This window comes from Sphaerisporangium flaviroseum (assembly GCF_039537005.1).
Lineage (GTDB): Bacteria > Actinomycetota > Actinomycetes > Streptosporangiales > Streptosporangiaceae > Sphaerisporangium > Sphaerisporangium flaviroseum.
This window is the reverse complement of sequence record NZ_BAAAZR010000003.1, coordinates 101,080-119,299: the sequence shown is the minus strand read 5'-3', so window position 1 is coordinate 119,299 and position 18,220 is coordinate 101,080. Positions and strand designations below refer to the sequence as shown.

Annotated in this window: 16 protein-coding genes; 1 reads left to right on the top strand and 15 read right to left on the bottom strand. The window is 71.3% G+C overall.

What is annotated here, in order from left to right:
- Positions 1 to 2: 2 nt before the first annotated feature.
- From ABD810_RS11500 to pyrR, 15 genes are all read right to left on the bottom strand, one after another.
- On the bottom strand, positions 3 to 2,480 hold the full coding sequence (locus tag ABD810_RS11500; RefSeq protein ID WP_425566884.1) for a primosomal protein N': 2,478 nt from the start codon (positions 2,478 to 2,480) through the stop codon (positions 3 to 5).
- A gap of 140 nt (positions 2,481 to 2,620) precedes the next feature.
- Positions 2,621 to 3,814 carry a methionine adenosyltransferase gene (gene metK, locus ABD810_RS11495; protein ID WP_344937789.1) on the bottom strand — a complete coding sequence of 398 codons (1,194 nt, stop codon included), beginning with the start codon at positions 3,812 to 3,814 and terminating at the stop codon, positions 2,621 to 2,623.
- 132 nt (positions 3,815 to 3,946) lie between these two features.
- Entirely contained in the window at positions 3,947 to 4,315 is a 369-nt protein-coding gene (locus tag ABD810_RS11490; RefSeq protein ID WP_344937787.1) for a hypothetical protein, read from the bottom strand.
- Between the two features lie 87 nt (positions 4,316 to 4,402).
- A complete protein-coding gene (gene coaBC, locus ABD810_RS11485) occupies positions 4,403 to 5,623 on the bottom strand; it encodes a bifunctional phosphopantothenoylcysteine decarboxylase/phosphopantothenate--cysteine ligase CoaBC (RefSeq protein ID WP_344937785.1) in 1,221 nt (406 codons plus the stop codon).
- A 23-nt stretch (positions 5,624 to 5,646) separates the two neighbouring features.
- On the bottom strand, positions 5,647 to 5,910 hold the full coding sequence (gene rpoZ / locus ABD810_RS11480) for a DNA-directed RNA polymerase subunit omega (RefSeq protein ID WP_203982740.1): 264 nt from the start codon (positions 5,908 to 5,910) through the stop codon (positions 5,647 to 5,649).
- A gap of 98 nt (positions 5,911 to 6,008) precedes the next feature.
- Positions 6,009 to 6,602: a guanylate kinase gene (gene gmk / locus ABD810_RS11475; protein ID WP_344937781.1), complete on the bottom strand. Its 594-nt coding sequence runs from the start codon at positions 6,600 to 6,602 to the stop codon at positions 6,009 to 6,011.
- Positions 6,603 to 6,723: 121 nt separating this feature from the next.
- Entirely contained in the window at positions 6,724 to 7,047 is a 324-nt protein-coding gene (gene mihF, locus ABD810_RS11470; protein WP_344937779.1) for an integration host factor, actinobacterial type, read from the bottom strand.
- A gap of 256 nt (positions 7,048 to 7,303) precedes the next feature.
- Positions 7,304 to 8,002: an orotidine-5'-phosphate decarboxylase gene (pyrF, locus tag ABD810_RS11465; RefSeq protein ID WP_344937777.1), complete on the bottom strand. Its 699-nt coding sequence runs from the start codon at positions 8,000 to 8,002 to the stop codon at positions 7,304 to 7,306.
- On the bottom strand, positions 7,999 to 8,973 hold the full coding sequence (locus ABD810_RS11460; protein WP_344937775.1) for a dihydroorotate dehydrogenase: 975 nt from the start codon (positions 8,971 to 8,973) through the stop codon (positions 7,999 to 8,001). Before ABD810_RS11460 ends, pyrF begins: the two co-directional genes overlap by 4 nt.
- On the bottom strand, positions 8,963 to 9,859 hold the full coding sequence (locus ABD810_RS11455) for a dihydroorotate dehydrogenase electron transfer subunit (protein WP_344937773.1): 897 nt from the start codon (positions 9,857 to 9,859) through the stop codon (positions 8,963 to 8,965). The genes ABD810_RS11460 and ABD810_RS11455 overlap by 11 nt, the downstream gene beginning before the upstream one ends.
- A gap of 17 nt (positions 9,860 to 9,876) precedes the next feature.
- Positions 9,877 to 13,167, bottom strand: coding sequence for a carbamoyl-phosphate synthase large subunit (gene carB / locus ABD810_RS11450; RefSeq protein ID WP_344937771.1), 3,291 nt, complete (start codon positions 13,165 to 13,167; stop codon positions 9,877 to 9,879).
- Positions 13,160 to 14,317, bottom strand: a complete 1,158-nt coding sequence (carA, locus tag ABD810_RS11445; protein ID WP_344937769.1) for a glutamine-hydrolyzing carbamoyl-phosphate synthase small subunit — start codon at positions 14,315 to 14,317, stop codon at positions 13,160 to 13,162. Before carA ends, carB begins: the two co-directional genes overlap by 8 nt.
- Positions 14,314 to 15,618, bottom strand: coding sequence for a dihydroorotase (locus ABD810_RS11440; RefSeq protein WP_344937767.1), 1,305 nt, complete (start codon positions 15,616 to 15,618; stop codon positions 14,314 to 14,316). Before ABD810_RS11440 ends, carA begins: the two co-directional genes overlap by 4 nt.
- On the bottom strand, positions 15,615 to 16,550 hold the full coding sequence (locus ABD810_RS11435) for an aspartate carbamoyltransferase catalytic subunit (RefSeq protein WP_344937765.1): 936 nt from the start codon (positions 16,548 to 16,550) through the stop codon (positions 15,615 to 15,617). Before ABD810_RS11435 ends, ABD810_RS11440 begins: the two co-directional genes overlap by 4 nt.
- Positions 16,547 to 17,167 (bottom strand): bifunctional pyr operon transcriptional regulator/uracil phosphoribosyltransferase PyrR, encoded by a 621-nt coding sequence (gene pyrR / locus ABD810_RS11430; protein WP_344937763.1) that lies wholly within the window; start codon positions 17,165 to 17,167, stop codon positions 16,547 to 16,549. The genes ABD810_RS11435 and pyrR overlap by 4 nt, the downstream gene beginning before the upstream one ends.
- A gap of 475 nt (positions 17,168 to 17,642) precedes the next feature.
- On the opposite strand from pyrR, the gene bldD reads away from it, so the two are divergent.
- Positions 17,643 to 18,137, top strand: a complete 495-nt coding sequence (gene bldD / locus ABD810_RS11425; protein WP_189166358.1) for a transcriptional regulator BldD — start codon at positions 17,643 to 17,645, stop codon at positions 18,135 to 18,137.
- Positions 18,138 to 18,220 lie beyond the last annotated feature (83 nt).

The following is an 18,220-nucleotide window of genomic DNA, read 5'->3' as shown; positions in this document are numbered from 1 at the left end:
GGTCAGATCAGATCGATCGGATCCATACACACCCGGACCAGGTCGGGAGCCTTACGCGCGGACCTCACGCCCGACGCTCCCTTGAGCGCCCGGGCGAGCCGGCCGCCTACCCCGCGGGGCACACGGATCATCAGCCGTTCCTCTGCCTCTCCCTTGGCGCGACGGGAGGTCTCGACGGGAACGGGGCCGAGAACCTGCGCGCCCTCGGGGAGCCTGAGGCCGGCCGCCATCTCCCTGACTCCCGCGGCGGAACCGGTCAGCGTGGCCATCCGTACGGCCGGCGGGAACCCCAGCGCCGTACGCTCGGCAAGCTCGCGCTCGGCGTGCGTGACCGGATCCCACCGGAGCAGCGCCTGCACCGCGGGCAGGGCCGAGTCGGCGAGCACCACCAGCTCGGCGGCCGGGCGGCACAGCGCCGCCGCGTTCATCCAGCGGCGTACCGTCTCCTCGGCCGCTCGCAGGTCGGGGCGGCCGAGCAGGGCCCAGCCGTCCAGGAGGACCGCCGCCGCGTACCCGCCCTCGGCGACCGGCTCCGCGCCCGGGGTGGCCACGACGAGCGCGGGCGCCGCGCCCACCGTGGCGAGGACGCCGTCGCGCCCGGAGGTCTTCACCGGGACGGACGGGAAGGCGCGCCCCAGCTCCTCGGCCGTGCGCCGGGCGCCGACCACCACCGCCCTCATCCGGTTGCTCCCGCACGACTGGCACCGCCAGGTGCCGGCGATGCGGCCGCACCAGCGGCAGTAGGGCGCCGCATGCCCGCTACGCAACGCCAGCGGCCCTCCGCACAGCGGCCCTTCCCCACCCCGCACACCCGCGTCCCCGGCCTCGGACCCGTGGTGCCGGCCTTGGGCGTGGCCTTCGGCGTGGGCGTGGCTTTGGGAAGGCGAGTGGCCGTGGGTGCGCCCATGGACGTGGGGCGAGAGCGCCGGTTCGGTGGGGGGCGCCGGCGACTGGACGCAGCGTGCGAGCGCCCGGCAGGACTGGCAGGCGAGCGCGGGCAGGTAGCCGCGGCGCGGCACCTGGACCAGGACGGGGCCGCTCGCGAGGCCGTGCTTGAGCGCCGCCCACGCCACGCTGGGCAGGCGGGCCGCGCGCGCGGCCTCGTCGCGGGCCAGGTCGGTGTCGTCGCCGGACGGCCGCACGCGCGGCGCGTACCGCCGGAGCGCCTCTCTGGTGGCGCCGATCGGGCGGGCCCAGCCCGTGGCGATGAGCTGCGTCGCCTCTGCCGTCCGGGCGTAGCCCGCGATCAGCATGGCGGCCCCCGTCTGGTGGGCGCGCAGGGCCAGGACCTCACGCGCGTGGGGGTAGGGGGCGAGCCGTTCGGCGTGCAGGTCGTCACCGTCATCCCAGATGACCGCCAGACCGAGGTCGGCGACCGGGGCGAACGCCGCCGCCCGGGTGCCGACGGCGACGCGTACCTGCCCTCTCAGCACCCGCAGCCACCGGCGGTAGCGCTCGGCCGGGCCGAGGTCGGCGGTCAGCGCGACGTGCCCGCCCTCCCCTAGGACGCGGCGCAAGGCGGCGTCGAGCGAGGCCACGTCCTTGCCGTCCGGCACGACCACCACGGCTCCCCTGCCACCCCGCAACGTGGCCAGCACCGCCAGAGCGATCCCTTCCACCCACCCGGGCCCGTCATCACCGACGGCCTTAGCCGCAGCCCCGCTCCCGGTCCCAGTCCCGGCCCGAGTCCCAGCCCCGGTCCCAGCTCCAGCCCCGCTCCCAGCCCCAGTCCCGGTCCCAGCTCCAGCCCCGCTCCCGGTCCCAGTGCCAGTGCCAGTGCCTGTGCCTGTGCCTGGCAGAACGTTCCACACGGCGCGGGGCGAACGGCCTTCCAGGAGTGCCGTCAGGAAGGACGGCCCGGTGGGGTATTCGGCCCATCGCCCCGGGGGCACCGGCTCCACGGGACCCTCGCCCGCCATGGGCTCTTGCGGCGCGGCCTCTCCGGTCGTCTCACTGCGGCCGGCCGCCTGCTCAGGCCCGTGGGTCCCGGCCGGGGCCTCTCCCGGCCCGCCCGCCTCGGTCGCCCTGGCCGCGGTCTCCGCCTGCTTGCGTTCCTCGGCCTCCACCTTCGCGTGCCGGGGTGGGACGGCCAGGCGCAGGACATCGGACATGGTGCCGGCGTAGCGGTCGGCCACGGCGCGGCAGAGGGCGGCGATGCGGGGGGTGAGCACCGGTTCGGGGGAGACCACCCGTTCGAGGCCCGCCAGCTTGCCCTCGTGCTCGGTGGACTCGGCCCGCTCCAGCAGGAAACCGTCGATCAGCTTGCCGGCGAACCGCACCCGTACCCGGCAACCCGGCACCGCGTCGGCGGCCATCGCCTGGGGCACGAGGTAGTCGAAGGGACGGTCGAGATGGGGCAGCGGGGTGTCCACCAGGACACGGGCGATCGGGAGGACCTCGGCGGGCACCATCGCCCCCTTGGCCGTCGTGGAGGCGAGCGGAAGCAGGGCTTCATCGTGGAGGGGGCTCGCTTCGGTCACCTTTAGGTCCTACCAGAAGAGACCGGCGGGGCCGGAATCGAATCGCGGCCCGCAGGAGCTCCCACGGACCGCGATCGTGTTCGAGGTCGAAGACCGGCGCGGCCCGCGGGAGGCCCCGCGGGCCGCGATCGTGCCTGAGGTCAGAGACCGGCGGCCTGGCGGAGCTGCTCGGCGCGGTCGGTGCGCTCCCAGGAGAAGTTGGGCTCCTCGCGGCCGAAGTGGCCGTAGGCCGCGGTCTGGGAGTAGATCGGGCGCAGCAGGTCGAGGTCGCGGATGATCGCGGCCGGACGCAGGTCGAACACCGCGAGGATCGCCGCCTGGATCTTGTCCACCGCGACCTTCTCGGTGCCGAAGGTCTCCACGAACACGCCTACCGGCTGGGCCTTGCCGATGGCGTAGGCCACCTGCACCTCGGCGCGGTCGGCCAGCTCGGCCGCCACCACGTTCTTGGCCACCCACCGCATGGCGTAGGCGGCCGAACGGTCGACCTTGGAGGGGTCCTTGCCGGAGAACGCGCCGCCACCGTGACGGGCCATGCCGCCATAGGTGTCCACGATGATCTTACGGCCGGTCAGCCCCGCGTCGCCCATCGGGCCGCCGATCTCGAACCGGCCCGTGGGGTTCACCAGCAGGCGGTAGCCCTCGGTGTCGATGTCGAGCTCGGCGAGCACGGGCTCGACGACGTGCTCCTTGATGTCGGGGGCCAGCATCTCCTTGAGGTCGATCTCCGGAGCGTGCTGGGTGGAGACGACGACGGTGTCGAGGCGGACTGGGCGGTCGCCGTCGTACTCGATGGTGACCTGGGTCTTGCCGTCGGGACGCAGGTAGGGGACCGTGCCGTTCTTGCGGACGTCGGACAGCCTGCGGGCCATGCGATGCGCCAGCGTGATCGGCAGCGGCATCAGCTCGGGGGTCTCGCGGCAGGCGTAGCCGAACATCAGGCCCTGGTCACCGGCGCCCTGGCGGTCGAGCTCGTCGGCACCCTCGCCCTCACGGACCTCATAGGCGTCGTCGACGCCCTGGGCGATGTCGGGCGACTGCGCGCCGATGGACACCGACACACCACACGAGGCGCCGTCGAAGCCCTTGTGCGAGGCGTCGTAACCGATCTCCAGGATCTTCTCCCGGATGACGCCCGGAATGTCGACGTAGGTCTCCGTGGTCACCTCACCGGCGACATGGACCTGACCGGTCGTGATCATCGTCTCGACCGCGACGCGGCTCGTGGCGTCATCCTTGAGCATGGCGTCGAGGATGGCGTCACTGATCTGGTCGGCGATCTTGTCCGGGTGACCCTCGGTGACCGACTCGGAAGTGAACAGGCGGCGGGACAACTCAGTGGCTCCTCATGCAGCGGCTGCTGACGTCGTGGGCTTGGCGTGAGACGGCCAAAGCGCTCCGCCGAGTCTAGCCTTACATGAAGCGGCGTCGCTCAACCGTCTTGGCAGATGGTCGTGGTCGACGGCCTAGAGATCGGGAAGCGGGTCTCTCGGCAGGTCACCCGGGGCGAACGCCTCGGCGTCCGCCGCCCCGACGACGGCCACGTATTCATCGTCGACCTCGAAAACCGTACCACCCAACTCGATCGTGGGCCCGGCGGCGAACTGCAGGGGACCGAGCCGGGTCTGACGGGGGTAGGTCGCCCACACGGCTGCGGGTTCGTAGCGGCTGAAGACCTTGGTGGCCAGCACGGTGATGGATCGCACCGATACGACGATCATGTAGTTGGCCACACCACCCGAGCCGACCAGCGTGACGGGGAAGACATAGTGGATGTCATCGCCGGGCGGCAGCATGTCACGGCAGCGTCCTCTGATGGCGGCGGTCACCGGCATTGTTCAGCCCTCTCGCTGCGGCATCCTCATGGAGTATCCGTCGCGGAGCGGCCGTCATCAAGCGATCGTCCCCGGGTGGTGACCCGCTCAGACGAGCCGTGCGGCGATCAGGTCCCAGACGACGTCGGCCAGCGCTTCCTTGGGGCCGCGCGGAACCTCGACGGCGTCACCCTCCGCGATCAGGATCACCGCCGCGTTGTCGGGCGTGCCGAAAGCGAGGCCCTCCCCCACCTGGTTGACGACGAGCAGGTCACAGCCCTTGCGGGCGAGCTTGGCCCTGCCGTTGGCGAGCACGTCGTCGGTCTCGGCGGCGAACCCGGCGATCACTTCCGGTGCGGGCTTGCGCCCTTCCCGCCGACGGTCGCACAACTCCGCGAGAATGTCGGGATTTTTCGCCAGATGGATGGGCTCAGGATCGGCCGACGTCTTCTTGATCTTCGAATCGCTCCGGCCGGTGGGACGGAAGTCGGCGACGGCCGCGGCCATCACCACCGCGTCGGCCCGCTCGGCCGCATCGAGCACGGCGGCGCGCAGGTCGAGCGCCGACTCCACGGGGACCACCGTCACTCCGGCGGGGTCGGGCAGCGCGACGTTGGCGGCGACCAGGGTCACCTCGGCGCCGCGCGCGACGGCAGTGCGGGCCAGGGCGTACCCCTGGAGGCCCGAGGAGCGGTTGCCGATGAAACGGACCGGGTCGATGGCCTCGCGCGTGCCTCCGGCCGAGATGACCACGCGGCGGCCGGCCAGGTCGCGCCCGCGCCCGGCCAGGACCCGGCGGCAGACCTCGAAGATCTGCAGGGGGTCGGGCAGGCGCCCGGGACCGGTGTCGGCGCCGGTCAGCCGCCCCACCGCGGGATCGATGACCAGCGACCCCCGCTCGCGCAGCGTCGCGACGTTGGCGCGGGTGGCGGGGTGCTCCCACATCTCGGTGTGCATGGCGGGTGCGAAGACCACGGGACAGCGCGCGGTCAGCAGCGTGTTGGTGAGCAGGTCACCGGCCAGCCCGTGGGCGGCCTTGGCGAGGATGTCGGCGGTCGCGGGGGCCACCACGACCAGGTCGGCGCCCTGGCCGATGCGGACGTGGGGCACCTCGTGGACCGACTCCCACACCTCGCTGGTCACCGGGTTGCCCGACAGCGCCGCCCAGGTGGGCTCGCCGACGAAACGCAGGGCGTCACGGGTGGGAACGACGCGGACGTCGTGCCCTGACTCGGTGAACAGCCGCAGGAGCTCGCAGGCCTTGTAAGCGGCGATGCCCGCGCCGACGCCGAGAACGACTCTCGGCCTCGCGCGGACCTGGCTCGCCATCACGATCTCCGGACGGAGCCGTCTCAGCCCTCGATCGGCTCGGAGGTCAGCAGACCCTCGGAGACCTCGCGCAGCGCGATGGACAGCGGCTTCTCCTGAGCGTGGGTCTCCACCAGGGGACCGACGTACTCGAGAAGGCCCTCGCCCAGCTGGGAGTAGTAGGCGTTGATCTGGCGCGCCCGCTTCGCGCCCATGATGACCAGGCTGTACTTGCTGTCGACGACCTCAAGCAGCTGGTCGATCGGCGGGTTGGTGATGCCTTCGGCAACCGGGGCAGTGCCTGCCACGTCGTCGGCCTCTCAGTCGAATATCGAGTCTTCGTTCTTGGCCTCGAAGGATACCAAGGGAAACCGGCAGGGGCCGACGCGTCAGTCCTGGCCGATCTTCACCGCATCAAGGCTATCAGGCGGCCGCACACATCCTTGACTTCCGTGTTGACCAGCGAGAGATCGAACTCGCTCTCGGCGGCCAGCTCGACGCGCCCGGTGGCCAGCCGGCGGGCGATGACGTCGTCGGGTTCGGTGCCCCGGCCGCGCAGGCGGTTCTCCAGCTCCTCCCAGCTCGGAGGGGCCAGGAAGACGAGCAGCGCCTCGGGCATGCTCTCACGCACCTGACGGGCGCCCTGGAGGTCGATCTCCAGCAGCGTCGGCACGCCCTTCGCGAGCCTTCGCTCGACGGGGGCGCGGGGTGTCCCGTAGCGGTTGCCGGCGAACTCCGCCCATTCGAGCAGCTCACCGCACGAGACCATGCGGTCGAACTCCTCACCGGACACGAAGAAGTACTCCACGCCGTGCGTCTCGCCCGGACGGGGCGCCCTGGTGGTCACCGAGACCGACAGCCACACCTCAGGGTGGGACCGCCGAAGCTCGGCGACGACCGTGGACTTGCCCACGCCCGACGGCCCGGAGAGGACCGTAAGGCGTTTTCCCGTCGGTCCGGAGGAGACCACCGCCGCCTCCGGACTGCCGGATGAAGGCATGGAGTCACCGCCACATGTCCCGGACCCCCCGAAAACGGGCGCCTCGTGGGCTCCGCCCTCTTCGGGCCAGGACGTACCGGTCACTCCACACCCCCCGTGAATCTTGCCGTGCGAGCCGAGATCAGCTCTCGGCGCCGCCGAACTCGCGCTCCAGAGCGGCGCGCTGGTTCGCACCGAGGCCCCGTACGCGACGGGACTCGGCGATACCGAGCCGCTCCATGAGCTGCTTGGCGCGGACCTTGCCCACGCCGGGGAGCGACTCCAAAAGTGCCGACACCTTCATCTTGCCGATGACGTCGTCGGCCTGACCATCTTTCAGCACCTCAGCCAGAGAAACCGCGCCGTGCTTCAGCCGGTTCTTGACCTCGGCACGCTCCTTGCGGGCCTTGGCAGCCTTCTCCAGGGCTGCGGCGCGCTGCTCGGGGGTCAGGGGAGGAAGAGCCACGCCGGGTCACCTCGAATTTCTGTCGATGTACTCGGACGGGAGGGGAAACTAGCTGGTCTTGGGCCTTCAAGCAACGTCAAGACCAGTTTCTCCCCTCGAAAAATTCATTTCATCACTCTGCGTGCCCGGGATATCGCGTTGCGTCGACAAAATGCGCCTGTACAGGCCCCTCGCGGGACGCTGATCGCCGGGTGGCGCGTGCCCCGGGCGGAGGGTTTCCGAGTGCCCGGCACCGCTTTCGGCACGACCGTGCGAGTCAGCTCGAAACCACCCGCCGGATGGCCGCGGCGATGCCCGCGGCGGCCGCTCCGGGGTCCGCGGAGCCGGTGATGGGCCGTCCGATCACCAGAAGATCGGCCCCGTCGGCGATGGCCCGCTCCGGAGTCGCTACCCTTGCCTGATCCTGGGTGTCGGAACCGGCGGGCCGCACCCCCGGAGTGATCAGCATGATGCCGGGCCCGACCTCCGCCCGCACCGCGGCGACCTCGCGGGGCGAGCAGACGAGGGCCTGGGCGCCCGCGCCGACGGCCTCGACGGCCAGACGGCGCACGGCGTCGCCGGCGGGTCCCCTGACCCCGATGCGCTCGAGATCGGCCTCTGAGAGCGATGTCAGCGCCGTCACGGCGGCGATGCAGGTGTTGGGGGCCGACTCCACGGCCGCCTGGATCATGGCGCGCCCTCCGGCGGCGTGGACGGTCAGGATGGCGGGCTTGAGCCGCGCGACCGCCCGGGCGGCGCCGGCGACCGTGTTCGGGATGTCGTGGAGCTTCAAATCGAGGAAGACCTGGATTCCGGTGGCGCCTCGCACGGAAGCGATCACATCGGGGCCGTAACGGAGGTAAAGTTCGAGGCCGACCTTCACGGTGCTCACGTGCGGAGTGACCAGGGCCGCCCAGCGGGCCGCCGTCTCCAGATCAGGCGCGTCCAGGGCGACGGCGATGGGTGCGGACGTCACAGAGAGCTCTCCTCCAGGTCGATTCGGTGCCGGGGCCCCGCCCCGGGTGGTCGGTGCGCCAGCCCGACGGCGTCGGCGAGGCGCTCGAAGCCGCGCTCCTTGAGCAGGTCTTCCAGCTCCCGCAGGATCCGCAGGCAGGCGTAGGGGTCGTGGAACAGCGCGGTGCCCACCGAGACGACGCAGGCGCCCGCGAGTATCAACTCCAGGGCGTCGCGGCCGGTCAGCACACCGCCCATGCCGACGATCGGCACCCCGGGCAGCGCGGCGTGCACCTGCCACAGGCAGCGCACGGCCAGCGGCCGGATGGCGGGCCCGGAGAGCCCGCCGGTGCCGGCGGCGAGCGAAGGCCTCATGGTGTCGACGTCGATGCTCATGCCGAGCGGCGTGTTGATCATGGCGAGCGCGTCGGCGCCGCCGTCAACGCACCCGCGGGCCACGGCGACGATGTCGGCCACGTCCGGCGCGAGCTTGGCCACCACCGGGACGTCGTAGCGCATGGTCGCCCGCACCGACGCGATCACCTCGGCGGAGGCGGCCGGGTCGCGGGCGAACACCCGCCCGAGGTCCTCCACGTTGGGGCAGGACAGGTTGACCTCGATGGCGGCCACGCCCGGCGCGTCGGCCAGCCTGCGCGCGAGCGCGGTGTACTCGGCGATGCTGCCCCCGGCGATGGAGACCACAGCTCGCGCCCCCCGCTCGACCAGGCGGGGAAGCTCCTGCTCCAGGAAGACGTCGACGCCCGGGCCCTGGAGCCCGACCGCGTTCAGCAGGCCCGACGGCGTCTCCGCCATGCGGGGCGTCGGCCGCCCGGCCCTGGGCGCCATGGTGATCGAGCGCGTGACGACCGCGCCCAGGCGGGCGAGGTCGAAGAACTGGGAGAGCTCGGCGCCGGAGGCGGCGCACCCGGCGGCCGTGGTGATCGGGTTGGCCAGTTCGACGTGCGCGAGGTACGTCCGCATGTCAACTGACATTTCGGGTGTGAGCACCTCCCTCCTGTGCTCGTCCCCCGGGCGCGCCCAGGGCGTCGAAGGGGATCGTGCCGATGTCCTCGAACCGCACCCGCTCGCCGCGGAAGACCGGCCCCTCCACGCAGGATCGCACCATACGGGTGACCCCGTCGTCGCCGATGACCGGCAGCACGCACGTCATGCAGACGCCGTACCCGCACGCCATCGACTCCTCGACCGAGACCTGCACGGGGATGTCGAACTCGACGGCGACGGCGCTCACGCCGCGCAGCATCGCCATGGGCCCGCACGCGTACACCACGTCGGCCCGCGCGTCGGCGATCACCGCCGGCAGGGCGTCGGTCACCCGCCCGCGCAGCCCGAGCGAGCCGTCCTCGGTGGTCAGCGTCGTGGTCTCCCCCATGCGCCTGGCACGGAGCGCGCCGAACACCCGGTCGGCCGAGGCGGCGCCCAGCACGAAGTCGACCCGGCAGCCGCGCTGCTGCAAGGTGTCGGCCAGCGCGAACAGCGACGCCGAGCCGTACTCACCGCCGACCAGCACGCAGGCGCACGGGTCGCGGGGCACGGGGAACGGGCGGCCGAGCGGCCCGACCAGGTCGAGACTGTCCCTGGCCTTGCGCTCGGCCAGCCACGAGGTGCCGCGGCCCCGCACGGCGAAGACGAGCTCCACCGTGCCGCCGTAGTCGGGCTTGACGTCGTGCACGGAGAAGGCCCGGCGCGTCGGCATGGCGGTGTGCGGCCCGCCGACGGCCACGGAGACGAAGTGCCCCGGACGGAAGCGCTCGGCGATGCCGGGCGCCACAACGGTCAGCGCGTGGTAGGCGTCGACGCGGCGCGTCGTCAGCACCGTGCCCGTCACCTGCACCGGAGTACCGGCCGTCTCCTTCACCTCCCGCCGGGGTGTCCTCAGCCCCTCAGCCGCTTAGCGTGCTCCTGGAGCGACCGTACGCCCACGGATCCCGCGGTGATCGCCTGGATGCCCTGTACGGCCGCGCCGAGACCCTGCACAGTGGTGACGCACGGAATGCCCCGCAGGACGGCCGCCGTGCGGATCTCGTAGCCGTCGAGACGCGGCCCGGACTGCCCGGGGCTGCCGAAGGGGGTGTTCACGATGAGGTCCACCTCGCCGTCCAGGATCCGCGTCACGATGGTCGGCTCACCGTCCGTGCCGACGCCGTCGCTCTGCTTTCGCACGATCTTGGCATGGACGCCGTTGCGGCGCAGCACCTCCGCCGTGCCCTCCGTGGCGAGGATCTCGAACCCGAGGTCCGCGAGCGCCTTGACCGGGAAGATCATCGCCCGCTTGTCGCGGTTGGCCACCGAGACGAACGCGCGGCCCTTGGTCGGCAGCGAGCCGTACGACCCCGCCTGCGACTTGGCGTACGCCGTGCCGAAGACCTCGTCGATGCCCATGACCTCGCCCGTGGAGCGCATCTCCGGCCCGAGGATCGTGTCGACGCCCAGGAACCGGTTGAACGGCAGCACGGCCTCCTTGACCGCGATGGGGGCGTCCATGGGCAGCGTGCCGCCGTCGCCGGAGCGCGGCAGCATGCCCTCCTCGCGGAGCCCCGCGATGGTGGCGCCCATCATCACCCGGGCCGCGGCCTTGGCGAGCGGCACGCCGGTCGCCTTGGACACGAACGGCACCGTGCGGCTCGCGCGCGGGTTGGCCTCCAGGACGTACAGGATGTTGGCCGACATCGCGTACTGGACGTTCAGCAGCCCGCGCACGCCCACCCCGCGGGCGATGCCCTCGGTGGCGGCGCGGATGCGCTTGATGTCGTACCCGCCGAGCGTGATCGGCGGCAGCGCGCACGCCGAGTCGCCCGAGTGGATGCCGGCCTCCTCGATGTGCTCCATGACGCCGCCGAGGTAAAGCTCTGTGCCGTCGTAGAGGGCGTCCACGTCGATCTCGATGGCCTCGTCGAGGAACTTGTCCACCAGCACGGGATGGTCGCTGGCCGCGCCGGCCCGCGACATGTACCCGCTCAGCGTCTCGTCGTCGTACACGATCGCCATGCCCGCGCCGCCGAGGACGTACGAGGGGCGCACCAGGACGGGATAGCCGATCTCGGCGGCGATGCCGAGCGCCTCCTCCACGGTGACGGCCACACCGTGCTTGGGGGCGGGCAGGCCCGCCTCGGCCAGCACCCGCCCGAAGGCGCCGCGCTCCTCGGCCAGGTGGATGGACTCGGGGCTGGTGCCGACAATGGGCACGCCCTCGTCCTTCAGCGCCTGGGCGAGCCCCAGCGGCGTCTGGCCGCCGAGCTGGACGATCACTCCCGCGACCGGCCCGGTCCGCTGCTCGGCGTGCACGACCTCCAGGACGTCCTCCAGGGTGAGCGGCTCGAAGTAGAGCCGGTCGGAGGTGTCGTAGTCGGTCGAGACCGTCTCGGGGTTGCAGTTGACCATCACGGTCTCGTACCCGGCGGCCGACAGTTCGAACGAGGCGTGCACGCAGGCGTAGTCGAACTCGATGCCCTGCCCGATGCGGTTCGGGCCGCTGCCCAGGATGATGACCTTGGGGCGGTCGCCGTACGGTACCTCGGTCTCCTCGTCGTAGGTCGAGTAGAGGTAGGGCGTCTTGGCCGCGAACTCGGCGGCGCAGGTGTCCACCATGTTGTACACCGGCCGCACGTCCAGCCCGTGGCGCAGCGCCCGCACCTCGGCCTCGGGGACGCCGCGGATCTCGGCGATCTGCGCGTCGCTGAAGCCGTGCCGCTTGGCCCGCACGAGCGCCCCGGCCGTGAGCTCGCCCTCGCCGAGGGCCCGGGCCTCCTCGTCGATGAGGTTCAACTGGTCGAGGAACCACGGGTCGATGTTCGTCGCCTCGTACAGCTCCTCCAGAGTCGCCCCGGCCCGGATGGCCTGCTGCATCGTGCGCAGCCGCCCGTCGTGCGGCGTGCGTGCGGCGTTGAGAAGCCCGTCCTTGTCTCCGGGGTCTCCAACCCAGCCGAAGGAGGATCCCTTCTTCTCCAGCGATCTGAGGGCCTTCTGGAGGGCTTCGGGGAAGGACCTGCCGATGGCCATGGCCTCGCCGACCGATTTCATGTGGGTCGTGAGGGTCTGGTCGGCCCCGGCGAACTTCTCGAACGCGAAACGCGGCACCTTCACCACGATGTAGTCGAGCGACGGCTCGAACGACGCCGGGGTCTCGCGGGTGATGTCGTTCGGGATCTGGTCGAGCGTGTAGCCGACGGCGAGCTTGGCCGCGATCTTGGCGATCGGGAAGCCGGTGGCCTTGGAGGCCAGCGCGCTCGACCGTGACACACGCGGGTTCATCTCGATGACGATCATGCGCCCGGTGCGCGGGTCGACCGCGAACTGGATGTTGCAGCCGCCGGTGTCGACCCCGACCTCGCGGATGACCGCGATGGCGACGTCGCGCATGTTCTGGTACTCGCGGTCGGTCAGGGTCAGGGCCGGGGCGACCGTGACGCTGTCGCCGGTGTGCACGCCCATCGGATCGATGTTCTCGATGGAGCACACGATGACGACGTTGTCGGCCCGGTCGCGCATGACCTCGAGCTCGTACTCCTTCCATCCGATGATCGACTCCTCGAGGAGCACCTCGGTGGTCGGCGAGGCGTCGAGCCCGGCGCCGGCGATGCGGCCCAGGTCGTGCTCGTCGTAGGCGAACCCCGAGCCGGCGCCGCCCATGGTGAAGCTCGGCCGCACCACCACGGGGTAGCCCAGCTCGGCCGCCGCCGCGGCGCACTCCTCCAGCGTGTGGCAGATCACCGATCTGGCCGACTCGGCGTTGAGGCCGTGCTCGGCGGCGACCCTGGCGACGATCTTCTTGAACAGCTCGCGGTTCTCGCCCGCCTGGATCGCGTCGATGTCCGCGCCGATCAGCTCGACGCCGTACCGCTCCAGCACCCCGGCCTCGTGCAGCGCCACCGCGGTGTTCAGCGCGGTCTGGCCGCCCAGGGTGGGCAGCAGGGCGTCCGGCCGCTCCCTGGCGATGATCTTCTCGACGATCTCGGGCGTGATGGGCTCGACGTAGGTGGCGTCGGCGAACTCGGGATCGGTCATGATCGTGGCCGGGTTGCTGTTGACCAGGACCACCCGGTAGCCCTCGGCGCGGAGCACCCTGCACGCCTGGGTGCCGGAGTAGTCGAACTCGCACGCCTGGCCGATCACGATCGGCCCGGAGCCGATCACCATGATCGTCCTGATGTCTGTGCGCTTAGACACGCTTGCCAGCCTCCGTTTCCACCGTGGTGCCCGGGCGCGCCATCAGGGCGCAGAACTCGTCGAACAGGCGGGCGGCGTCGTGCGGGCCCGCCGCGGCCTCGGGGTGGTACTGCACGCTGAACGCCGGGTGGTCGAGCAGCCGCAGTCCCTCCACGCAGTCGTCGTTGAGGTTGACATGGCTCACTTCCGCACGGCCGTAGGGGGTGTCGAACGGGCCGTCCAGGGGCGCCTGTACGGCGAAGCCGTGGTTGTGGGCGGATATGTCGACCTTGCCGGTGCGGAGGTCCTGCACCGGCTGGTTCACGCCGCGGTGGCCGTACCGCAGCTTGTACGTGCCGAGCCCGAGGGCCCGGCCGAGGATCTGGTTGCCGAAGCAGATGCCGAAGACCGGCATGCCCGCGTCGAGCACGCCGGTGACGGCCTCCACGGCGTAGTCGGCGGTCGCCGGGTCGCCCGGGCCGTTCGACAGGAACACCCCGTCGGGGTCGAGGGCCAGGATGTCGGCCGCGGTGGCCGACGCCGGCAGCACGTGGACCTCGCATCCCCGCTCGGCCATGCGGTAGGGCGTCATGGCCTTGATGCCGAGGTCGACCGCCGCGACCGTGAACCGCTTCTTCCCGTGGGCGGGGACGACGTACGGCCGCCGGGTCGACACCTCCTTGGCGAGGTCGGCGCCCACCATCGAAGGGCTCTCGCGCACCTTGCCGACCAGGTCTTCCACCGGAGCCGTGGGGGCGGTGAACACGCCGGCGCGCATGGCCCCGCGCTCGCGCAGGTGGCGGGTCAGCGCACGGGTGCCGGGCATGGCGATGCCGACCACGCCCTGCGCGCGCAACTCCTCGTCGAGCGAGCGGCGGGACCGCCAGTTCGACGCGACCCGCGCCGGCTCCCGTACGACGTACCCGGCGGCCCAGATGCGGGAGGACTCGGGATCCTCGTCGTTGACGCCGGTGTTGCCGATGTGCGGCGCGGTCATCGCCACGATCTGCCGATGGTAGGAGGGGTCGGTGAGCGTCTCCTGGTAGCCGGTCATGCCGGTGGAGAAGACCATCTCGCCGAACGTCTCGCCCTCGGCCCCGTACGCGGTGCCGTGGAAGACGCGGCCGTCCTCCAGCACGAGAACCGCTGTGGCCGTGGTCGCACCCGTCACGTGAGCTTCCCTTCGAGAACGGTGGGACGGCCGCGCAGGAACGTCGCGACGACCCTGCCCGGCAGTGTCATGCCCTGGTAGGGCGTGTTACGGCTCTTGGAGGCGAACCCTCCGGGCTCGACGGCCCAGCGGACGGAGGGATCGACCAGGGTGAGGTTGGCGGGAGCGCCGACGCGGAGAGCGTGGCCGTGGCCCGGCACCCGCCCGATACGCGCGGGCCGCGCGGACATACGGTCGGCGACGCCCGCCCAGTCGAGCAGGCCGGTCTCGATCATGGCCTCCTGGACCACCGACAGGGCGGTCTCCAGGCCGATCATGCCCATGGCCGCCGCCTGCCACTCGGTCTCCTTGTCCTCGACCGGGTGCGGCGCGTGGTCGGTGGCCACGCAGTCGATCGTGCCGTCGGCGAGCGCCTCACGCAGTGCCCGCACGTCGGCCTGCGTGCGCAGCGGCGGGTTCACCTTGTAGATCGGGTTGTAGGCGCCGGCGGGCGAGGTCTCCGCGCACGCGTCGGTGAGCAGGAGGTGGTGCGGGGTCACCTCGGCGGTGACGTCCCAGCCCTTCGACTTGGCCCAGCGGATGATCTCCACGGACCCGGCGGTGGAGACGTGGCAGATGTGCAGCCGGGAACCGACGTGGGCGGCCAGCAGGCAGTCGCGCGCGATGATCGCCTCCTCCGCCACGGCGGGCCAGCCGATCAGCCCGAGGCGTCCCGACACCGAGCCCTCGTTCATCTGGGCGCCCTCGGTCAGGCGCGGCTCCTGGGCGTGCTGGGCGATCACCCCGTCGAACGCCTTGACGTACTCAAGGGCGCGGCGCATCAGGACGGCGTCGGAGACGCAGACCCCGTCGTCGGAGAAGACCCGGACCTGGGCGGCGCTGTCGGCCATCGCGCCGAGCTCGGCGAGCTGCTTGCCCGCCAGGCCCGCCGTGACCGCGCCCACCGGCAGCACGTCGCAGTGCCCGGCCGCCTGGCCGAGCCGCCAGACCTGCTCCACCACGCCCGCCGTGTCGGCGACCGGGGAGGTGTTGGCCATGGCGTGGACGGCCGTGAACCCGCCGAGCGCCGCCGCGGCCGTACCGGACTGGACGGTCTCGGCGTCCTCACGGCCCGGCTCGCGCAGGTGGGTGTGCAGGTCGACCAGGCCGGGCAGCGCGATCAGCCCGCCGGCGTCGACCTCCGACGCCCCCGCGCCGCCGACCTCCCCCGGGGCTCCGATCGCGGCGATGTGCGAATCCTGGATGAGGACGTCCTTCGGCTCGCCCCCGAGGATGCGGGCGCCCTTGAGAAGGTAGGTCACTGGTTTCCCCCGATCGCGGACTCCGAGCCGGACAGCAGTAGGTACAGGACGGCCATGCGCACGGTCACGCCGTTGGTGACCTGCTCGACGATGGTCGAGCGGCCGGAGTCGGCGACGTCGGCCGCGATCTCCATGCCGCGGTTCATCGGCCCGGGGTGCATCACGATCGCCCCTTCGGGCATCCTGCCGAGCCGGTCGGGGTCGAGGCCGTAGCGGCGGCTGTACTCGCGGGCGGAGGGGAAGTAGGAGGCGTTCATCCGCTCGTGCTGGACGCGCAGCATCATGACCACATCGGATTTGGGGAGCACGGCGTCGAAGTCGTACGCGACCTCGCACGGCCACTCGCCCATCGCCACCGGCAGCAGCGTCGGCGGCGCGACCAGGGTCACCTCGGCGCCCAGGGTGTGCAGCAGATGGACGTTCGAACGGGCGACCCTGCTGTGCAGGACGTCCCCGACGATCGTCACCTGGCGGCCCTCGAGCTCGCCGAGGCGGCGGCGCATGGTGAAGGCGTCGAGCAGCGCCTGCGTCGGGTGCTCGTGGGTCCCGTCTCCGGCGTTGACCACGCTGCCGTCGACCCAGTTGGCCAGGCGGTGCGGGGCGCCGGACGCGCCGTGGCGGATGACCACGGCGTCGGCGCCCATCGCCTGCAGGGTGAGCGCGGTGTCCTTGAGGCTCTCGCCCTTGGACACGCTCGACCCCTTCGCCGAGAAGTTGATCACATCGGCCGACAGCCGCTTGGCGGCGGCCTCGAAGGAGATGCGGGTGCGGGTGGAGTCCTCGAAGAAGAGGTTCACCACAGTGCGGCCGCGCAGGGTCGGCAGCTTCTTTATGGAACGGTCCGAAACCTTCGACAGCTGCTCGGCCGTGTCCAGGATCAGCAGCGCGTCGTCACGGGAGAGGTCGGCCGTGGACAGCAGGTGGCGGTTCATCGCTGGCCCCCCCTCAGCAGGACGGCGTCACGCTGGTCGGTCTCCGAGAGGCACACCCGAACGGTCTCCGCGCGGGAGGTCGGAAGGTTCTTGCCGACGTAGTCGGCGCGGATCGGCAGCTCGCGGTGGCCGCGGTCGACCAGCACCGCCAGGCGGACGGCCGTCGGGCGGCCGAGGTCGTTGAGCGCGTCGAGCGCCGCTCGGACCGTGCGGCCCGAATACAGCACGTCGTCGACCAGGACGACGATGCGCCCGTCGACGCCGTCCTTGGGAAGATCGGTACGGCCGAGCGCACGCGTGGGCCTGAGCCTGAGGTCGTCGCGGTACATCGTGACGTCGAGGGAGCCCGAGGCCACCGGATGGCCCTCGACCTGCTCGATGCGGTCGGCGAGCCGGCGCGCGAGGACGGTGCCCCTGGTGGGGATGCCGAGCAGGAGAAGCTTCTCAGGGCCCTTGGCCCTTTCGAGGATCTCGTGGGCGATGCGTGTGAGCGCCCGGTTGATGTCGGAGCCTTCCAGCACCGCGCGCTCGCCTTGCGCTGATGGCTCGGCGTCATGCGCCTGGCGGCCGTCGGGCCGCCGGTCGTCGTCACGTGCCTGGTTTCGGGCGACGTTCATGGGGGTCACCACCTTTCCCGCCTCACAGGACGGGTCTTAAAGGAACTGGCACCACCACGTTAGCAGCCTCGCAGGAAAGCTCTCGAACCGGTTCGGCCCGCCCAACCTGGGCAGATGCCCTTATGCCGGATGTCACGCGCCGAGTTCGCGTGCCCTGACGGCCGATCGGGAGCGGCGCGAGAGCGGTAGGGGATTCGCGTGGTGCGTTGTACGGAAGGAGCGGGGGCCGCGCTTGTGACCGAGCAGATCAGGGCCTGACCGGACAGGATTCGGCATCTTTTTTCCAATCAGCTTGACCAATCTCGCCCACACCTTTACCGTCACTGTCCGTAACCACACCTCGCGACGTTCTCGGGTAAACCACGACGCGTCGGTCACCGATGGTGCCTCCCCGGGTGCCACCCGATCGCCGTGGCAATCGTCGCAAGGCGCACAATAAGTGAGAACGTTCATAGAAAGCCGGGGGGCCAAAACGATGCCGTCTGACTACGCCAAGTCGCTGGGCGCACGACTCCGCGCCATCCGCACCCAGCAGGGACTATCACTGCATGGAGTCGAAGAGAAGTCCCGGGGCAGGTGGAAAGCCGTTGTCGTGGGGTCCTACGAGCGTGGCGACCGTGCTGTCACCGTACAGAAGCTCGCCGAGTTGGCCGACTTCTACGGAGTGCCCGTCTCCGAGCTGCTTCCCGGCGGCTCCGCGCCGAGCCCGCTTGGCCCGACGCCCAAACTGGTGATCGACCTTGAGCGGCTTGCCCAGTTGCCCAAGGAGAAGGCCGGGGCCCTTGCCCGTTACGCGGCCACGATCCAGAGCCAGCGTGGGGACTACAACGGCAAGGTCCTGTCGATCCGCCAGGAGGATCTGCGCTCCCTGGCCGTCATCTATGACAAGTCCCCCACCGAGCTCACCGAGGAGCTCATCAACTGGGGAGTCCTCGACGCCGAGGCCCGTCGCGCCGTTGAGTCCTTCTGAGGCCTTCCCTTTCCTCGGAGCCGGGTGCGTCCTCGGCCTGACACATTCTCGCTGACCGCCCGCCGGGTGAGCCTCTCCGCTCA

Bases quoted from the DNA above. Each gene is read 5' to 3' on its own strand.
- bldD (WP_189166358.1), top strand. From the start codon at position 17,643: ATGCCGTCTGACTACGCCAAGTCGCTGGGCGCACGACTCCGCGCCATC.
- gmk (WP_344937781.1), bottom strand. From the start codon at position 6,602: ATGCCTTCATCCGGCAGTCCGGAGGCGGCGGTGGTCTCCTCCGGACCG.
- ABD810_RS11435 (WP_344937765.1), bottom strand. From the start codon at position 16,550: ATGAACCGCCACCTGCTGTCCACGGCCGACCTCTCCCGTGACGACGCG.
- pyrR (WP_344937763.1), bottom strand. From the start codon at position 17,167: ATGAACGTCGCCCGAAACCAGGCACGTGACGACGACCGGCGGCCCGAC.
- coaBC (WP_344937785.1), bottom strand. From the start codon at position 5,623: ATGGCGAGCCAGGTCCGCGCGAGGCCGAGAGTCGTTCTCGGCGTCGGC.
- ABD810_RS11460 (WP_344937775.1), bottom strand. From the start codon at position 8,973: ATGTCAGTTGACATGCGGACGTACCTCGCGCACGTCGAACTGGCCAAC.
- ABD810_RS11490 (WP_344937787.1), bottom strand. From the start codon at position 4,315: ATGCCGGTGACCGCCGCCATCAGAGGACGCTGCCGTGACATGCTGCCG.